We start from the raw sequence: 14397 nt of genomic DNA on the forward strand, positions 1-14397 counted from the left end.
AGGTCGTCAGCGACCCTTCCAGACCGGCTGACGCTTCTCGGCGAACGCGCGCGGTCCTTCCATCGCGTCCTCACTGGTGAACACGACCTTCAGCGCGTTGCGATTGGCGTCCCACGCCTCGGTCTCCCAGTCCGGGCTGTTCGCGGTCCGGTGGATCATCGCCTTCGACTCGCGCACGGCCACGGGTGCGTTCGCCGCGATGGTCTCGGCGAGTTCCAGCGCGACCTCCAGTGCCGTACCGGCAGGGGCCACACGGTTGACCAGGCCCAGTTCCTTGCCCTGCGCGGCGCTGATGGGCTCGCCGGTGAGCGCGAGTTCGAGGGCGACCTTCCGGGGGATCTGCTGCTGCATACGGATCACGCCACCGGCGGCGGCGAACAGTCCGCGCTTGACCTCGGGCAGACCCAGCTTGGCTTTCTCGTCCACGACCGCGAGATCGCTCGCGAGCACGAGTTCGGTTCCGCCACCGAGGGCGAAGCCGTTGACCGCGGCGATGGTGGGCTTGGCGCTCCAGTGCTGGGCATAACCGGCGAAACCCCACTCCGGATGGCCTTCGGCCGAGGTGTCCTCACCCGCTGCAAGCGCTTTGAGATCGGCCCCGGCGCAGAAGGCGCGACCGGCACCGGTGATCACGACGACTCGCACCTCGTCGTCGTTGTTCGCCTCTTCGAGGTGGTTGCCGACCGCGGTGGCCAGGGCGCCGTTCACCGCATTGAGGGCGCGGGGGCGGTTGAGGGTGATGAGTGCGATGTTGCCGCGGCGCTCGTAGAGAGCGGCGGGTTCGGGGGTGGGGGTCTCGTCGGACATGGCGACCTTTCGGGCGATGGCGGATAACCGCTACTTATCGATCGCTAAAGAGCTATCACGACGGAGACGGCCGGTCAACGCAAGCAACCCGGCTCAGGCCTGGGCTCTCCGCTCTCCGGCCTGCTGTAATCCTCCGACATTTGTATGGTTTACCTATAGATGTTAGATTCACTTGCGTCGGTGACGATGATCACAACCCGCAGAGTCTGTGAACTCTGCCGAGCAGTGAACGGAGCAGACAGTGCCGGTGAAGTTGTCCTATTGCCGCCTGTGCCCCGCAACGTGCGGGGTGCGGGTCGAGGTCGACGGCAATCGGATCGTCAGCATCGTCGGTGACGGACTGCATCCCCTGTCGGGGGGCTATTCGTGCCCGAAGGGGCGTCGCGGTGGGGACCTCGTCCAAGGACCCGACCGTCTCACGAGCTCGATGCGGCGGACCGCCGACGGCACCTTCGAGCCCATCGAGGCCGAAGATGCGATCGCCGAGATCGCCCAGCGACTCGAAGCCATCACCGGGGAACACGGAGCGGACGCGCTGGGTCTGTTCATGGGAACGCAGCAGAACTTCGCGGCACTGACCGTGCCGCTGGTGCGTGCTTGGTTCCGCACCACCGGATCCCACAAGCTCTTCTCGACCATGACGATCGACCAGTCGGCCAAGTGGCTCGTCCAGTCGCGGATGGGGGAGTACCTGGGAGGCCGGCAGCGCTTCGACACCGCCGACGTGTGGCTCCTGGCCGGCACGAATCCGATGGTCTCGCTCAACGGCGGCGACGGGGACGGCGCGATCACGCAGAATCCGTCCGTGACGATCCGCAGGGCGCGCGACCGCGGGCTGAAGCTCATCGTGGTCGATCCGCGCCGCACCGAAACGGCAGCACGTGCGGACCTGCACCTCCAGCTCAGGCCCGGAACCGACGCCGCTCTGTTCGCCGGTCTGCTCCACGTGATCTTGTCGGAGGGTCTCCACGACCGTGAATTCTGCGAGCGTTTCGTCCACGGCCTCGACGAACTCGTCGCAGCGCTGGCACCGGCCACCCCCCAGCACACCGAAAACGTGACAGGTATCCCGGCAGCGGACGTGGTTCGCGCCGCCAGGCTCTTCGCCGAGGGGCCGCGCGGCATGGCGACCACAGGAACCGGCGTCTGTATGGGACCGCATTCCAATGTCGCCGAGCACCTCATTGCGTGCCTGAATGTGGTGTGCGGCCGCTACCTTCGTGAAGGCGAAGTAACTCCTAATCGTAACGTGCTCGCGCGGAGTGCGCCCTCGAGAGCGGAAGTCCGACCGCCGTACCGCACGTGGGAGTCCGGCTTCCGTAGCCGCATCGGCGGAATCGGAACGATGAACGGCGAACTGCCGTCGGGAATCCTCGCCGACGAAATTCTCGAACCAGGCCCCGACCGCGTCCGGGCGTTGGTGGTCTCGGGCGGCAACCCGGCACGGGCGCTGCCCGACCGGAAGAAGGCAGAACGCGCACTACGCGAACTCGAACTGCTGGTGTGCATCGATACGCGAATGTCCGACACGGCAAAGCTCGCCGACTATGTCATCGCGCCCACCATGCTGTACGAGCGGCCCGACCACACTCTGCTCTCGGAGTTCTTCTTCGAGAAGCCTTTTGCGCAGTACACTCCGAAGCTCGTCGACCCGCCCGCCGGCGTGATCGAGGACTGGCAGTTCTTCTTCGGTCTCGCCGCGGCCGCTGGGAACCCTGTGAAGTTCGCGGGCCGGATTCTCGATCCGGCTGCTCCTCCGACATCGGAGGAGATGCTCACGATGTTCGCGGAACGAGGCCGCATCCCCATGGACGAGTTGACGTCGGCGCCGCGAGGATTGCTCGCACCCGTGGAGGAGAAGGTCGTCGGGCCACCCACGGAAGGCGCGGCCGAGCGTCGGCTCGAGGTGTGCCCGGACGATGTCGCTGCCGAGATCGCCGCCGCGCTCGGTGCAGAGGCACGGGACTCCGACTTTCCGATGCGGTTGACGGTTCGTCGCATGCGGGAACTCATGAACACGTTGGGCCGGGAGTTGGACGGATTGTCCCGGCACGGCTACAACCCGGCCAATGTGAACCCGAAAGATCTGCAGCGGCACGGTATCGAGCACGGCGACATCGTTCGGATCCGATCGGCGCACGGCCACGTGCGTGCCATCGCCCACGCCGACGCGAGTGTCGGCGAACGAACGGTATCGATGACCCACTGTTGGGGATCGTCCGATCCGGACGACGACCCCAGGCTTGTCGGCAGCAACGTCAACGAGCTCACGGGCTACGACCGGGTCCAGACCATCAACGCAATGCCGACGATGACCGCGGTACCGGTAGCGATCGAGAGGGAGATGCATGTCGATGCTCGGTAGCATTCGGGATATATCCACCCGGACGGTGGCAGCGCGGATCTGCCCCTTGTGCGAAGCGACCTGCGGGCTGCTCTTCGGTCTCGAGGGACGCACCGTGGTTTCGGTCGAGCCCAATCACGACGACGTGTTCTCTGCCGGCCACAGTTGCGCGAAGGGACTGGGTCTGGGTCGTCTGGAGAACGATCCAGACCTTCTTCGTACTCCGCTGATTCGCGACGGTGACGGCTTTCGTGAGGCGACCTGGGACGAGGCCTTCGCGGAGATCGACCGCAGGCTACCCTCCATCATCGCGAACGATCCGAACAGCTGTGCGGTGTATTCCGGGAATCCGGCCGCACACCACTTGGATCCGTCGTTCTACACGCTGCCGCTGATCGCGGCGATCGGCACCCGGAATGTCTATTCCCCTGCGAGCATCGATACGCTTCCGAAGAACTACGTGACCACCCTGCTCTACGGAACAGGGCTCGGGATGGCGGTCCCGGACATCGACCGCACGTCGTACATGCTGATCCTGGGGTCCAATCCGCTCGTATCGAACGGAAGCACCATCACCGCGCCGGGAATCGGCAAGCGGTTCGACGAGCTCCGCAAACGCGGTGGCACTCTGGTGGTGGTCGATCCTGCTCGCACCCGCACCGCGGAGGTCGCCGACCGGCACCTTGCGATTCGCCCCGGCACCGATGCGTTCTTCCTCCTGGCGCTCGTGTCCGTGATCGCCGACGAAGGACTCGCGGCCCCAGGTCGCCTGGGCGAGCATGTCGATGGGGTCGACGAGATTCTCGCGCTCGCCGAGCCGTTCACGCCCGAGGCGGTCGCGGAGATCTGCGGGCTCGACCCCGACGTGATCCGCACGGTCGCCCGCGAATTCGCAACTGCCGAATCAGCGGTCGCACACTCCAGAATGGGTTCGTGCACTCAGGAATTCGGCTCGATCGCCAACTGGATCGTCGAAGTTCTCAACATCATCACAGGTAATCTCGACCGGCCGGGCGGCGCAATGTTCCCCGTCCCGCCCGCCGGCGGGCCGACGACGTGGCCGGCCAACCCGAATGCCCCCCTCGTGTTCGATCGATGGCGGTCCCGGGTCCGCAACATGCCGGAAGCCATGGGAGAGATTCCGGCAGTGTGCTTCTCCGAGGAGGTCCTCACCCCCGGTCCCGGGCAGGTCCGGGCACTGATCACGATCTCCGGCAACATGGCGCGATCGCTCCCGAACAGCAATGCTGTCGAGACCGCCTTGGCCGACCTCGACTTCATGGTGTGTATCGACGGGTACGTCAACGAGACCACCCGGTACGCCGACGTCATTCTTCCACCTCCGCCCCTGACGACACGCGGTCATCACGACCTCGCGCTCACACACTTCCAGGTGCGCAACGTGGCTCGGTACACCGCGCCGTTGGTCGAGCCCGGTCCCGGGCAGATGCCGGAGTGGCAAATTCTGTTGCGCCTGACGGCGATTGCCCGTGGCGAAGCGAATCGCCCCATCGCCGAACTCGACGACGAGGTCGCTGCCACGGCGATTCGTCGTGCAGCGAAACTCTCGGGTCGGGACCCCGAGACGGTTGCCGCTGCTGTCGACGATCGGGTCGGCCCGCAACGGTTGCTGGATCTGCGGCTGCGCAGCGGGCCGTACGGCGACCGATTCGGTGAAGTACCTGGCGGGCTGAGTCTCGAACTCCTCGAACGAAACCCCGATGGGATCGACTACGGGCCGCTGGAACCGCGGATCCCCGACGTGTTGCGCACTCCGACGGGGCGGATCGACGTCGTACCCGAAGCATTGACAGCGGACCTGTCGCGTCTACGTGCAACTCTCGTCCAGCCCGTGCCCGAACTGGTCCTCATCAATCGCCGGCAGCGCCGCGGCATGAACTCCTGGTTGCACAATTCGCTGCCACAGCCCGACGAGGGTCAGTGCGCGCTGTTCATGCATCCGGATGACGCTGCGAAACGCGGCATCGTCGACGGCGATACCGTGCGGATCGCGTCGAAGACCAGTGCCGTCGAAGCGGAAGTGCACATCACCGATTCCATGCGGCCGGGCGTGGTGAGTCTGCCCCACGGATGGGGACATGACGGTGACGGTCTGCGTACGACCCGTTCGGCGTCCACGCCCGGTACCAATGTCAACGCTCTCGTCGACGATCTCGTGGTCGAACCGTTGACGGGCGCCCCTATCTTCAACGGGTTCCCCGTGGATGTCGGCCGCGTCGTTACCCGAGATCCGGAGGTGATCGGATCGTGAACGGAAAGACGTTGGAGGGAAGAACGATCGGCGTCGTCGGTGCCGGCATGATGGGCGCTGCCATCGCCTACACCTGCGCGCGGGCAGGAGCCGACGTCGTACTCGCCGCGCGAACTCTCGACGGTGCCCGACGAGGCAAGTCCTATGCCGAGCGGCGAGAATCGCGTGCCCTCGAAGCCGGGGCCACCGAACCCTCCGTGTCGGAGGCTCTGCTCGACAGGATCACCCTCACCGAACGGACCGCCGACCTGGCGCCGGCCGGGCTCGTGGTCGAGGCAGTCTCGGAGAGTGTGTCGCTCAAGCAGCAGATTCTGGGGACGATCGAGTCCGTCACGGAGCCGTGTACGGTGCTTGCCTCTACAACGTCGACCCTTCCGATCACCACCCTGGGTTCGAAACTTGCACGACCGGAGAGCTTCATCGGAATGCACTTCTTTTCACCGGTCGACCGGATGCCGTTGGTGGAGACGGTCGTCGGTGCGTGCACGTCGCAGGCTACGGTCGACGCCGCCCTCGATTGCGTACGGAGACTCGGGAAGACGCCGATCATTGTGCGCGACAGTCGAGGATTCTTCACGAGTCGCGTGATGGAGCGCTACCTCGACGAGGCGATAATTGCGGTCGGGGAAGGCATCGATCCGGACATCGTCGAGCGCGCAGCGACCGCCGCCGGATATCCGGTGCCTCCGCTCCAACTTCTCGACGAGATCACGTTGACGCTCAATCGTGCAGTGCAGCGCGAGAACCGCCTGGCAGCCGAAGCGGCCGACGAGCCCTGGCACGGATCGGATGCCGATCGAGTCCGCGACCGGATGCTCGACGAGCACGGCCGCGGTGGACGGTCGGCGGGGCGCGGTTTCTACGATTACGACTCCACGGGAGCGCGTCTGGGGCTGTGGCCCGGTCTTCGCGACACGTTCGGTCCACCGCGGAGTATTCCGGTCGAGGACATGCGCGACCGGTTGCTGTTCATCGAGGTCATCGAAGCACTACGGTGCCTCGACGAAGGTGTCGTCCGATCCGAGGCCGACGCGGATGCCGGGTCCGTACTGGGCATCGGATTTCCTGCTGAGACTGGCGGAGTCGTGTCGTTCGTCCGTTCCTGTTCGGGCGGTCCCGAACAGTTCACGACTCGCGCCCTCGAACTCGCCGCCAGATACGGCGACCGTTTCGTCCCACCGCCACAGAGCTCGTAAAGCACAAGATCAACCGGAGTACCCATGACATACGTAGTCACTCAAGCCTGCTGCAACGACGCGACGTGTGTCGCCGTGTGTCCGGTGAACTGCATTCACCCGACTCCCGACGAAGCGCAGTACGCGCGCACCGAAATGCTGTACATCGACCCGGACGCCTGCATCGATTGCGGCGCATGCGCCGATGTGTGTCCGGTGGAGGCGATCGTCCCCGACAGTGATCTCACGCCGGAAACCGAGATCTACAAGGATCTCAACGCCGCGTACTTCCTGGGTAACCCCACCGTATCCGGACCGAGCGAGATCCCGCCCGAACCGGTCGTCGCGACCGAGCGGCCCGAGCCGCTCCGGGTGGCGATCGTGGGTTCGGGGCCTTCCGCGTTCTACGCCGCCGAAGAGTTGCTGAAGCGTCGCGACATCGACGTGGAGGTCTCGATGTTCGAGCGGCTCCATGTCGCTGGTGGGCTCGTTCGCTTCGGCGTCGCTCCCGACCACCAGACGACGAAGGCGGTCGAGCGGGTGTTCACCCGTACGGCGGGCCGGAACGGTTTCCGTGCGTTCTTCGGCGTGGAGGTCGGCCGGGACATCGGTGTCGACGAACTGCTCGATCACCATCACGCAGTGATCCATGCAAGTGGCGCCTCCGACGACCGGAAGCTCGGAATCCCGGGGGAAGACCTACCCGGTAGCTACGCCGCACGCGAATTCGTCGCGTGGTACAACGGGCACCCCGACTTCGCGGACCGCACATTCGACCTGTCGGGACGTCGCGCCGTCGTGGTCGGCAACGGTAACGTCGCCTTGGACGTCGCTCGGATCCTGGCGCGGGATCCGGAGCTTCTCGTTCCGGGCGACATAGCCGAGCACGCCTTGGACGTGCTGCGAAAGAGCGCGATCGAGGAGGTCGTCGTACTCGGACGGCGTGGTCCGGAGTACGGAGCGTTCACGACGCCGGAACTACTCGCGTTGGGATCGCTGCCCGAGGTGGACGTGACCGTCCACGGCGGATATCAGGCTCCTGAGGATGCTTCGATCAAGTTGAGGACAATCGCCGAGTATGCGCGGCGCGTCCCGCAGCCGGGCCGCCGGAAGATCACCTTGAGGTTCAACGCTGCTCCACAAGAGATCTTCGGCGACAGCCACGTCGAGGGTCTGCGGATTTCTCCCTACGACGCCGCCGGTGCGGACGAGGTCCTCGCCAGTTCGCTGGTCCTGCGTTCGGTGGGATACCGGGGACGCCCGATTCCGGGACTGCCCTTCGACACCGATCGCGGAACCGTGCCGAATGTTGCCGGGCGCGTCGTCGATTCGGTCGAGGGTCGTCCGGTACCGGGCCTGTATGTCGCGGGCTGGATCAAACGCGGGCCGACGGGGGTCATCGGAACCAATAGGTACTGCGCGGCCGAAACCGTCGAGGCGATCCTTGCCGATCACGACGGGATGCGTCTCGCGTCGCCGAGTCGAACCGTCGACGAGTTGGCCACCGTCATCGGATCACGTTGTCCCGATTCGTTCGGTTTCGACGGCTGGCGGCGGATCGATCGGCACGAACGTACCGAGGGTCGCCGTCGTGGCCGGGCTCGCCACAAGTTGGTCGACGTCGACGCGATGCTCGCGGTTGCGCAGGGCGCATCCGCAGATCGATACTTGCCCCATTAAACAACGACCTTTAGATTTAACGGGCGGATGTGACACGCGGCATCCGGTCCTTCTCGACGCCCGCGATCGACGACCCCGAATCCCTGGAGGCTTACATGAGCGGCACAGTTGTAGATGCTTTGACCTACTGGGCCCGGTCGAAGCCGGACATGACCGCGATCGACTTCGCCGGTGACAGTGTCACCTACGCCGAGTTGTCCCGGTGGGCGGACGGGGTCGCTCACGACATGGCATCGCGTGGCGTAACACGTGGCGATCGGGTGAGCGTCGTCGGCGCCAACAGTCTCGAATGGGTGGTGGCGGCGCTCGGTGCCATGAAGGTCGGCGCTATCGCCGTGGGGTTCAACCATCGGATGGTTGCGCGGGAACTCGATGCCCTCATCGAGAGCTGTGAGCCGACCGTCGTGTATTGCGAGGAGGCGCTTCTCCCTCGGCTCGAGGACGTGCAGAAGGGGCGCAATACATTCACGATCGCAGTGTTCGAGAAGGACGTGACTCCGCTGCGCGGCGGTGAGCACGCGCCCTTCCGCACTCCCGTCGTCGAACTCGACGATCCCACCGCCATCGTGTTCACCAGTGGCACCACCGGAACGCCCAAGGGCGTCATCTTCACCCATGCCACGATCGCCGGCGAGATGCACGAATGGCACCTGGCGGAGCCGATCGAGCCCAATGGATTGCGCCCCGTCCTCGTACTTCCGCTGTTCAGCGCGGCCGGAATCATCTGGGGTATCTCCCGCGTCGTCCTTCACGGTGGAACTCTCTTCCTCCAGCCGGGATTCGACCCGGCGGCGGCGTTGCGTGTGCTGACCGAGAACAAGGCCAATACGCTCACCGGGCCGCCGATTCTCTTCGAGCAGATCGCGAAGGCCCCCGGCTTCACGGAGTCGGATCTGAGCCACATGATCACGGCGCATGTCGGCGGTGCCCGAGTCCCGGTGGATCTGCTGGGTAAGTGGCAGGCGCAGGGTGTCGCGCTGCGACAGATCTACGGACAGACCGAGATCGGGGGCACTGCGACGGCAATGCCGCGCGAGGAGGCCGCCCAGCATCCCGACAAGTGTGGTTGGGGCAGCATCTTCACCAAGATTCGCGTGGTCGATCCCGAGGGCAACGATCTTCCGCCCAACGAAACCGGTCAGATCCTGTTGCGCGGCCCCGGCATGATGCCGGGTTACTGGCGTAACGAGGAAGCCACCCGTGCCGCTCTCGTCGATGGTTGGCTCCAGACCGGTGATCTCGGCAAACTCGACGAGAATGGCTACCTCACGTACGTGGACCGGCTCAAGGACATGATCATCTCGGGCGGAATCAACATCTCGCCCGCAGAGATCGAGGCCGTCATCAACCAGATTCCCGGTGTCGATGAGGTCGCTGTGATCAGCGTGCCCGACGCCAAGTTCGGTGAGACCCCTGCCGCGTTGGTGCGCACAGAAACCGACATGAAGGAATCCGAGATCATCGCGTTCTGCAACGAATATCTCGCCGACTACAAGGTGCCGCGCTACATCGTCTTCATGGACGAACCGCTGCCCCGGATGCCGAGCGGAAAGATCGCGAAGCGTCAGTTGCGTGAGACTTTCGCGGACCTTCCCGACAACTACGAGAAAGTTCGGTGACCCCGTGACGAATCAGCCGAAAGTAGCCATTGTTACCGGAGGAGGGCGAGGTATCGGCGCGGCCGTCTCGCGTCGCCTCGCAGCCGACGGGTTCGCCGTCGCGGTGAACTATTCACGCAGTGCACGCGACGCCGAGGACGTGGTCGCGAAGATCGTCGCGGACGGAGGGCAGGCCGTCGCGATCCAGGCCGACATCTCCCGAGCTGCCGACGCGGAACGGCTCGTCGCCGAGACCACCGCACAGCTCGGCGCTCCCACCGTACTGGTCAACAATGCGGGAATGAACAAGGCCGGCGCTGCCCGCAAGCAGACCCCTGAGGACTTCGACGAGGTCGTCGCGGTCAACCTCAACGGCGCGTTCTACTGCACACACTTCGCCCTTCCTGCAATGTACGAAGCGGGCTGGGGCCGAGTGGTATTCGTGAACAGCCCGTCCGGTGGACGTAGGCCTGCCCCCGGGATGAGCGCCTATTCCGCTGCGAAGGCGGGCCTCGTGGGAATGGCCAAGACCATGGCGCAGGAGGTGGCTCGTCGCGGGATCACGGTCAACTGCGTGATGCCGGGGTTCGTCGCGACCGACATCGTGTCGTCGGGCGGCGAAGCGGGCGTGGAAGTCCTCACGAAGCAATGGCCGTCCATCCTGCCGGAATCGATTGCGTCGACCGTGTCGTTCCTCGTGAGCGACGACGCCGCCGACGTATCCGGTGAGGAGATCGGTGTGTGGAGGGGCGGCCCGGTGGGCATCTGACTCCCGACAACGGCAACGGCCCATGACGTTTCGCTCGTCATGGGCCGTTTGTCGTCTCGGGGACGAGCGCGGACCCCAACCGGTGCCGCTGACCATCGACCTGGCGGAAACGCAACGAAGGTGGGTCCCGGTCGCACGACCGGGACCCACCTTCGAACTTTCTGTTACACCGACGCAGGCACTCTGTCGTCGCCCGGCGTCGCGACCGCCGGCCGGTTGCGGGACAGGAATGTTGCCGCGAAGCCGAGGAGCGAGACGATGCAGATCAACAGGCTGAGCCACACCGTGGTGTCGTCGAAGGCCAAGGCGACTGCGATCATCGGGACGAAGGCGGCACCGAGTGCGTTGCCGGCCTCGCGTCCCAGTCCGAGCCCGCTGTAGGCGTGCTTGGTATGGAACAGTTCGATGACATATGCCCCCATCGGGCCGAAGATGGCAGCCACGCCGACGCCGTTACCGAGCGCCATGACCGCCCAGAACAGCAGTGGCGGGGTGCCGATGCCGGAGAGCAGCGAGATACCGATCCATGCGAACACGGCGCTGTACAGGAACCCGAACATGATCACGGGCGCGCGTCCGACCCGGTCCGACAACGACCCGAAGAACGGAATCAGAATGCCGTTCGCCAACTGCGCGGCAATCAGGCCGACCAGGACCTCGGTACCGCCGTAACCCAGCTGGTTGGTGCCGAAGGTACCCATGAACACGATGTAGAAGTAGCCGATGCCGGTCTGACCGATGGTCATCACGAGTACGGTCAGAAGGGCACGCGGCTGTTGCCGGATCACGTCGAGGAGTGGACTCTTCGAGACGGTCTTGTTCTCCTCGATCTCCCGGAAGGCGGGTGTCTCGGGCAGGCTGCGGCGCAACCAGAGGCCGTAGGCGAGAATGCCGACGCTGCACAGGAACGGGATACGCCAGCCCCAGGAGAGGAAGGCTTCCTGGGACATCATGGCCGACACCACGAGCAGGGACAGTGTTCCGAGCACACCACCGAGAGCCGCTCCCATGCCGGGTAGTGAGCCCATCAGGCCTTTCTTCTTCTCAGGTGCGAACTCGACCGCGACCAGCGCGGCACCTCCGTATTCGCCGCTGGCGCCGATTCCCTGGAGAATTCGCAGGAAGACCAGCAAAGCCGGTGCAAGCCAGCCGATCTGGGCGTAGCTCGGCAGGAAACCGACGAGTAGCGTTGCCACGCCCATCAGAATCAGGGTGAAGACCAGGATCTTCTTCCGGCCGAGACGGTCGCCGAGACTGCCGAGGATCACACCGCCGAGTGGACGAACCAGGAAGCCGACCGCGAAGGTGCCGACCGCCTGCAATGTGCCGAGGAACGGACTCGAGCCGGAGAAGAACACGCTGGCGAATACCACGGACGCCGCTGAGGCGTAGAGGCTGAAATCGTAGTACTCGAGAAGGGTGCCTACGAAGGCCGCGCGGCTCGCCTTGCGGGAATCCGCTCGCGAACGCCCGGGCACGTCGCCCGGGGCGCCCGGTGCAGCGGAAGTACGTTCGGTCATGCGAAACCTCGCAATGTGAATGGTGGGCAACAGCCCGGACGATATGGTGACGACGAGCACACTAAGCTATAGGCATTAGATTTGTCTATTCGGTTTCACGGGGCACAACGTCGACGTTGATGCCGGTGAGCTGTGACTGGTTGCTGATGATGTCGTATCCGTCTCGACCGACCGGCGCGAGGTGATTTACGTTGACGCCGGGGTGATGTCGTGCCACATTCAGGCTACGGGCGCGCTGCCCCCACCCGTGTGTCATGGCGACGACTCCGGGCTTGAGTGCCGTGTCGTATGCCAGGACTGCGTCGAGTGAGCCGTAGCGGTTGTGGACGGTGACACAGTCGCCGTCCAGCAGGCCGCGACGCTCGGCGTCGATCGGGTTCATCCATAGTGGATTCTGTTGATGTGGAACTTGTTTGAACACAGAAATGTTGTGAAGCCAGCTGTTCACCATGTACGGGGTGCGTCGCGTGATCAGCTTGAGCTGATCAGGACTCTCTCCCGACAACTCGGTGAAGATATCCTCTGCCGTGCGGTATGCACGACGGAAGATGCTGGGGCAGCAATCCATCAGACCGTCGTCGTGTTGCACCGCAATTGTGAACACATGGGAGGGGACGGCCTCGGGCAGCACCGCGGTCTGACTCGGCATATCCTTCAGGGCTTCGATGCTCAGTCCGGCGCCGCGCATGGCCGCATCCGCGTTGGCGAGCGGATCGGGATCGGGATTGTCGAGTATCGTCTCGACCCCCATCTCCTGCTGGATGCGCGACAGGATCCACCAGTCGTCGCGACGTTCACCCTTGGGTGCCACCACTGCCGGGGTGTACTGCACGTAGGGTTCCATCGCGACCCCCATCGTGTTCAGGAAGTTGACGTCTTCGTGCTCGAGCCAATCTGTCGCGGGCAGAACGTAATCCGAGATATCGCCGGTCACTGTTCGGTACAGGTCGATCGTCACGATCAATTCCACGTCGTTCAGGGCGCGGCGAAGGTGCTCCTCGCCTCCCACCGACAACAGTGGGTTCCCGGAGATGACGATCAATGCACGAATCGGGTCGTCCGGATTCTCGATGTACTCGGACAGCCGGGCGGCGGGAAGATCTCCGCTGACCGTGCGGATCTCGCCGAGATGGTTCTCGAAGAACGGATTCTCGCGCTTGCGTTTCGAGTTCTGTACCACGTCGGCCATTCCGCGGGAGTAGATGTTTCCACCGCGCCGTCCGAGATTGCCGGAGAACAGGCTGATCATGTTGAGCATCCAGTACGCGAGTGCGCCCTGTCTGCCCTGGTTGACACCCGTCGCCATGTAGATGCTGGCGGTGGGCGCGGCGCAGAAGTCGTGTGCAACCTCTCTGATGGTGGCGACGTCGATTCCGGTGACTGCCGCGACCCGCTCGGCGGGGTACTTCGCCACGAAGTCGACGAGTTCGTCGATGTTGCGCGCGTGCTTTTCCACTGCCGCGCGGTCGTAACCGATACGGAAGACGATCTCGTGCAGAAGTGCAGCGAGAAAATAGAAGTCGGTGTCGGGTCTGATCAGCAGCACGTCGCCCGTGTCCGGGTTCGACGACTCGATCTTGCGCGGATTGACGAACAGGACCGTGCCGCCGCGCTTCTTCACCGCTTTGATCTTGGCCATCGGGTCCGAGATGTGTATGAGCGTCATGTGCGAGACCTGCGGATTGCTGCCCAGGCACAGGAAGTAGTCGGTGTGCAGCAGGTCCGGGATCGGATGAGCCATCGAAGCGCCGTAGATCGCCTCGCTTGCAGCGTACTTGGCTGACGTATCCTGGGTGCCCGCACTGAATCGCATGCGGGTATCGAAGCCGCGTGCAATTGCTGCGGCATTGGCGTAGTACGTGCCGTTGAATGCCGACGGGTTGCCTTGATAGACGGCCAGCGCGTTGCGTCCGTGTCGGCGGCGGATGTCTCCGAGGGCGTCGGCGATCTCGCGCACCGCGTCGTCCCAGTCGATCGGCACGAAATCGCCGACGTCCTCGTCGCGAGGGTTCGTGCGTTTCACAGGGCGATCGAGCCGGTCCGGATCGTTGTGGACCTCGAGAAAGTGCACGCCCTTGTGGCAGGAGAAACCCTTGTGAACCGGGTGGTCTTTGTCGGGCTGCAGTCGGACCACCTGTTCGTCCCGCACATCGGCGACCAGACCACAGGCCGGCTCGCAGATACGGCAGAACGTGTGTATTCGTCGCGTGCCCTGATCAACCACCGATACTC

The 14397-nt window shown here is 64.5% G+C and carries 9 protein-coding genes; 6 read left to right on the top strand and 3 right to left on the bottom strand.

All coding sequences use genetic code 11. The features are described from left to right. Positions 1 to 6: 6 nt before the first annotated feature. Positions 7 to 807 (bottom strand): crotonase/enoyl-CoA hydratase family protein, encoded by an 801-nt coding sequence (locus tag GON09_RS20080; RefSeq protein ID WP_213933354.1) that lies wholly within the window; start codon positions 805 to 807, stop codon positions 7 to 9. A gap of 241 nt (positions 808 to 1048) precedes the next feature. On the opposite strand from GON09_RS20080, the gene GON09_RS20085 reads away from it, so the two are divergent. The 6 genes from GON09_RS20085 (at position 1049) to GON09_RS20110 (ending at position 10645) form a co-directional block, all read left to right on the top strand. Next, complete coding sequence (locus GON09_RS20085) at positions 1049 to 3172, top strand: molybdopterin-containing oxidoreductase family protein (protein ID WP_213933355.1); 2124 nt, start codon at positions 1049 to 1051, stop codon at positions 3170 to 3172. Beyond that, positions 3162 to 5423, top strand: a complete 2262-nt coding sequence (locus GON09_RS20090; RefSeq protein WP_213934538.1) for a molybdopterin-dependent oxidoreductase — start codon at positions 3162 to 3164, stop codon at positions 5421 to 5423. The genes GON09_RS20085 and GON09_RS20090 overlap by 11 nt, the downstream gene beginning before the upstream one ends. Then, complete coding sequence (locus GON09_RS20095; RefSeq protein WP_307854422.1) at positions 5420 to 6619, top strand: 3-hydroxyacyl-CoA dehydrogenase family protein; 1200 nt, start codon at positions 5420 to 5422, stop codon at positions 6617 to 6619. The genes GON09_RS20090 and GON09_RS20095 overlap by 4 nt, the downstream gene beginning before the upstream one ends. Positions 6620 to 6643: 24 nt before the next feature. Next, complete coding sequence (locus GON09_RS20100; RefSeq protein ID WP_213933356.1) at positions 6644 to 8278, top strand: 4Fe-4S binding protein; 1635 nt, start codon at positions 6644 to 6646, stop codon at positions 8276 to 8278. Between the two features lie 95 nt (positions 8279 to 8373). Then, entirely contained in the window at positions 8374 to 9897 is a 1524-nt protein-coding gene (locus GON09_RS20105) for a class I adenylate-forming enzyme family protein (protein ID WP_213933357.1), read from the top strand. Positions 9898 to 9901: 4 nt separating this feature from the next. Continuing rightward, entirely contained in the window at positions 9902 to 10645 is a 744-nt protein-coding gene (locus GON09_RS20110; protein WP_213933358.1) for an SDR family oxidoreductase, read from the top strand. A 164-nt stretch (positions 10646 to 10809) separates the two neighbouring features. Here GON09_RS20110 and GON09_RS20115 read toward each other — a convergent pair whose 3' ends face one another. After that, positions 10810 to 12165: an MFS transporter gene (locus tag GON09_RS20115; RefSeq protein ID WP_213933359.1), complete on the bottom strand. Its 1356-nt coding sequence runs from the start codon at positions 12163 to 12165 to the stop codon at positions 10810 to 10812. Positions 12166 to 12250: 85 nt separating this feature from the next. Next, positions 12251 to 14389 carry a molybdopterin-containing oxidoreductase family protein gene (locus GON09_RS20120; RefSeq protein WP_307854425.1) on the bottom strand — a complete coding sequence of 713 codons (2139 nt, stop codon included), beginning with the start codon at positions 14387 to 14389 and terminating at the stop codon, positions 12251 to 12253. Between the last annotated feature and the right edge of the window lie 8 nt (positions 14390 to 14397).

This window comes from Rhodococcus sp. B50, from assembly GCF_013602415.1.
Taxonomy (GTDB): Bacteria; Actinomycetota; Actinomycetes; order Mycobacteriales; family Mycobacteriaceae; genus Rhodococcus.